This is a genomic window from Methylacidiphilum sp. Yel, assembly GCF_004421185.1.
Classification (GTDB): Bacteria; Verrucomicrobiota; Verrucomicrobiia; order Methylacidiphilales; family Methylacidiphilaceae; genus Methylacidiphilum.
On sequence record NZ_LXQB01000045.1, the window covers coordinates 1 to 4,574 of the forward strand.

Annotated in this window: 4 protein-coding genes; 1 reads left to right on the top strand and 3 read right to left on the bottom strand. The window is 41.4% G+C overall.

The features are described from left to right. Positions 1-290: 290 nt before the first annotated feature. Complete coding sequence (locus A7Q09_RS11485) at positions 291-533, top strand: hypothetical protein (protein WP_394346627.1); 243 nt, start codon at positions 291-293, stop codon at positions 531-533. Here the strand turns inward: A7Q09_RS11485 and A7Q09_RS06955 are convergent. The 3 genes from A7Q09_RS06955 to A7Q09_RS06965 form a co-directional block, all read right to left on the bottom strand. Further along, the gene (locus A7Q09_RS06955; RefSeq protein WP_134390614.1) at positions 502-1,068 is read right to left on the bottom strand and encodes a DUF4276 family protein; all 567 of its coding nucleotides are present in this window, start codon (positions 1,066-1,068) and stop codon (positions 502-504) included. The genes A7Q09_RS11485 and A7Q09_RS06955 overlap by 32 nt on opposite strands. Further along, positions 1,068-2,249 carry an AAA family ATPase gene (locus A7Q09_RS06960; protein WP_134390616.1) on the bottom strand — a complete coding sequence of 394 codons (1,182 nt, stop codon included), beginning with the start codon at positions 2,247-2,249 and terminating at the stop codon, positions 1,068-1,070. Before A7Q09_RS06960 ends, A7Q09_RS06955 begins: the two co-directional genes overlap by 1 nt. Positions 2,250-2,637: 388 nt before the next feature. After that, positions 2,638-2,889 (bottom strand): hypothetical protein, encoded by a 252-nt coding sequence (locus A7Q09_RS06965; protein WP_134390618.1) that lies wholly within the window; start codon positions 2,887-2,889, stop codon positions 2,638-2,640. Positions 2,890-4,574 lie beyond the last annotated feature (1,685 nt).

Consider the following 4,574-nt stretch of genomic DNA (forward strand, 5'->3'; position numbering starts at 1 on the left):
GGAGAAAAAACTTAAGACAGCCAAGCTCCTCTTTTTCCCCGAAGAGGCCCTGACTCACCACGCACCGTCCAAAGACGCCCGAGGCAGACATCGCTGGCACCAAACACCGCGGAGTCACGGCGGGAAACCAACACGGGCGGCCGGATCCTTTCTGCCCTCCGAATTGGCTGATTATTGCCTTGGAAACCCAAAAATAACTCCTAAAACCCTCGCATAGTGACACATTGAAAAAACCTTATTGATAATCAGCACCTTAAAAAAAGTTCCACCAAACATGGGATAAGGATTTTCTGGATCCAGAAATTTATGCCCAAGGCCGCTTTATTACGGTCTACGGAAAGGTTGGTAGCTTACAAAAAGAAAAAGAAAAACAACTTCTTGTCTATGCCAAATTTATCTATATCTGGCCAGAAGACTTTATTCCAAGCAGTGGATGGTACTTGGGAATTGGACCAGGGTTTTTCTTTTACATCTTCATTTTGTGCTTGTTAAAAAAATTAGCTAATCGGCTAGCGTTGACAAAGCGCTCATAAACTGAGCGAAACTTGTGCATTTTTCTCTCACCCTATCCATATCCAATTTCTCAGCTATCCTTTTGGCTGCCTCTTTCGTATAGATTTTGTTGACTTTGCGAAATAGACTTTCTAGTTCATTTTTTGGATGTTGGAGTTCTTCGGGGTTGGGAATTTCCTTAACACTAATATTTTCCTTAACACTAATATTTAATTCTTTTTCAAGAGCAGCATGATCGGCTAGAAGCCAAGCTTCTAACATACGGACTACAACCACACATTGAACAGGTCGTGAAATTCTTTCCCTATTTTTTCTCACTTCATTTTCCATACGATTTTTTAATTCCTCTGGATCTTCCTGCTCAGCGTCAGTAACCCAGATAAATCCATCCACATCGCCTTTATTTGCATCCATTAAGCTTATTATTTTTGTGTATTTGCGTTGTTGAAGGGCCTTAATGATTTTTAGTTTACGCTTTGGATATTGCCTCTTAACCAAAACCCTAATGACTTCTTCATCATATTGCCCGTCTACAATGATTCCTATACATCCCACTAATCCTCCTCCTCTAGCGTTCCTGAATAAAAGAGTTCGCCCAGACCAAGTTCTTTACGGGAAAGGATTTCTTGAACTTCTGCTTTATTGTTTGGATGGCTAATATGCGTAGTACCTTCCTTTCTGGATGTAATTAGAAGGTTTTCTATATTAACTTTATCAATCAGATGCAGAGAATGCGTAGTAATGAGCAATTGCGCTGCATTTTGTTCATTTTGTTCAATCTCTCGTAGGCGTTGTAAATAGATTTCGACTAGATTGTCTATAAGATAACGATGAAGAAAATTTTCAGGTTCTTCTATGCAAAAAAGAGGAGCTCCATACTTGTTTGGTGCTAAGATAAGAGCAAGAAAAGCTAGACAAATGAGCTCCCCATCGGAAAATTGATTGGGAATGAAGTCTCGCTTTAGATACTTTTCATTTAATGAAAGCATAGGCCCATAGACAGTTTGAACAGGGTTTATATCCTTGATATGAGGAAAAAGATCGGTAACGACTTGTTTAAACCGAGTAGAAAATTGGCTATCCTTTTGCATTAAAAAAGCCAACCAGCTTGAAAAATTTTGACCATTCTCAAACAGAATAGGGATAGAGGCACCAACATAGGGTTGTCTCATGACAGAGGGAATAAGTCGATAGAAGCGCCATTGCGAAATATGTTGACGAAATATTGTTCCTTCAAACTCATTAATACCAAAGACTTCTAGAAAGGATTTTTCCCTTGGAAATGTTGTGCCTAAAAGAAACATCTTAGGAGTAAGGAATTGAAGTTTTCCTCGTTCCGCTTCAAATATTGGTTCTTTCTTTTCTTCTTCCAATCGGTATAAATACTCCTTTCTTACTTCTACGCTAGAGGAACTTTCCTCAACCCAAAGACCATATTCATAAACCCTACTGCCCAAACCTTTCCTAAAACATTCAATTTCTATCTCAATTCTAAAAGAATGCTTTTGACTTCCCTTCCAACAAAGCTCAGGCATTCCTCCATATTCAAGGATAGCTTGCTGCACGCCCACTCCCATTGGAGGAGGACTAATGGCACGGAACAAAAACTTAAGCACACGAAGCAGGTTAGATTTCCCAGACATATTAGGCCCCACAAGAACGTTGAGTTGTTTGAGCTCAAGATCACGAAGGGATTGGAAACTCAGTATATTTTCAAGCGAAAGTCGTCGGATCATAAAAGAAATTGCCTCATAAAAAGAAAAGATACAATCAATCTAAGTTGAGAAAAAGCACATGGTTCTATTCCTTGTAAAAAATAGATTCATAGAATATCTAATATGTTGGGGAAATAACTCATAACGATCCAAAGAGAATCAATAAGCTATTCCAAAATCCATATTCCATAATACGGCTTGTAAGAAAATCAAAAGAAGATCTCTAGTAAAAAAAAAATGCTATCTCAACTGAGCAGAAAAAACTATTTCTTACGCTTGTCATAAAAGAAAAGATTTTCTTTCAAATACTTTCTCTTTTAAGAGAAAATAGCTAGAAAAGCTTAAGTCTTTTTGACTAAAGCGCGCACTGCTCCTCTCAAACTCTAAAGAATGACTAAAAAACTTTTGGTTATTTTTTTAGCCTATTGTATTGCTGGAAGGACTTTGTAGTGGCTCCTTTTTTTGGTTTTTCAATGGCACCGGTCTTTTGTTCCCCATCCTCGAGACTTTTCTTCATGGTCTCAGTTAAAGAAGAAACAATAACAGTAGCTGTTTGTTCATCAGGTACATCAGCAATCCATTTCCCTTTAGAATCCATAATGGCATACAAGTGAGGCTGATGGGTTGATTTTTTCCATGTTAAAGGTAGTTCAAATTTCATTATATCTCCTATAAATTAGTTTTTTATAAATATAACTATAGATACTCAAATGCAAGAAATATTTTATATTCTTATTTATTAGTTTAAAAATAAGTGGTAAGATCCCATTGCCTCAAGCCTGAAGAGATTTTAATTTTACGAAATATTTACTTAAAATAATCCTTGTTTACTTAGAGATAAAAAATAATATTCTTACCGTTTCTCTTTTAAAAACTTGTTCTAAAAACCCTTTATCCAACAATCTCTTTGCTTAAAGGGTATCATTAAAAAATTCAATGTTATCTGTATTTTTGTAGATCTTTTATATTACTCAGATAAAAGATAAAATGATAAATTATAGAGAAAGTATATCTTAAAAAAAAACCAGCTCCTTTCAAGAAAAAAGACACTCACCCATGTTTGGTGAAAATCGCCTGATTTTGGAGGTGCTCTAGAGGAGAGGGAGCTATTTTTGCAGAAACATAGTGTTACAAGCTACTACGATCGAGGGAAAATCTAGAGAGCTGGTCTATAGCGAATCTTCTAGCGTAAGGAGCTTTTGGCTCCTCATGTGGACAGGCTTGTAGAGCTTTTAACGGGGGAGCCGCGCGCAAAGACGACGGAGAGCTCTAAGCCAGAACTGGCGGCGGTTTGGGGCCCGCGACTATTAGCCAGGGCTTTGTGGGAGGAGTTGGGGTTTCCTTTAGCTTTTGGGGGGAGCTGCTCTATAGGCGGCAAGTTCTTTCCCAAGGCAAGGAGAGCTTTTGTTCTTGTAGCCCATCGGTTGATTTGCTCGGGAAGCGAACATGCCCTCTTCCCAGTGGTTAGAGACTGACTATGTCCCGGATCGGCGGGGGGGACGGACTAAAGCCGGTGTGGAAGCAAAACGGTCGGGTACAGGTGGCCCACCGCTTCCTTTGTCCCTGGTATCAGACGCTGGATGAGCTTAATTCAAAAGAAGGGGAAGATCGAAGAGGGCCTTTTTGCTTGGGCCTAAAGATCTTTTTTCCTTGAAGCCCAAGATGGTCTTCTACGATTTGAGCTCTTCCTACTTCGAAGGAGAGGGTCCGGAGGAGCTCGCTTTAGTTTGGCTATAGCCCGGGACCGGCGGGGACGGAATCGCCAGAGATCCTTTTGGGGATGAGCAATAGCCAATGGCTCTTCCAATTGCCCACCATGAATTCCCTAGGGGATCTAGAGGATTGGAAACGGTCCTGACGGTAGTGGAGGATTTAAAGAGAAGCGCTTTGGGCTAGCGCCGGGTGGTCTTTGCTCGGGGACCGGGGGGATGGTCAGTACCGCCAACCTGGGCTTTCTTTGGAGCCAGGGCCATGGGTTTTTGGTGGGACTTTAGGCGGCGGAGGAGCCCGGAGGTCCTAGAGTACCTCGGCCCAAGCACAAGCTCTTCTCCTGGCAGCCCTTCTCTTTCGGAAAGTAAAGACTGAGGCATGCCCGAGGTTCCGAGAGGACTTCCCGAGGCAGCGGATCTTTGTAATCGAAAGTGCTCTAGCGGCTGGCTTACGAGCAAGCGATGCAAGAGGCAGCTGTAGCTAAGATTCGGGCAAAAGCTCTCAGAAGCTTGCTAGGCGGGTAGAAAACGCAAAAGCTTCGTCATTCAGAAAAGATTGGGGCTACTGCTGAGCGCATCCTTTGGGTCCATCATGGGCATCGCTATTTCCGCTGGGGCCTCCGTTCCGGTCGGTTCC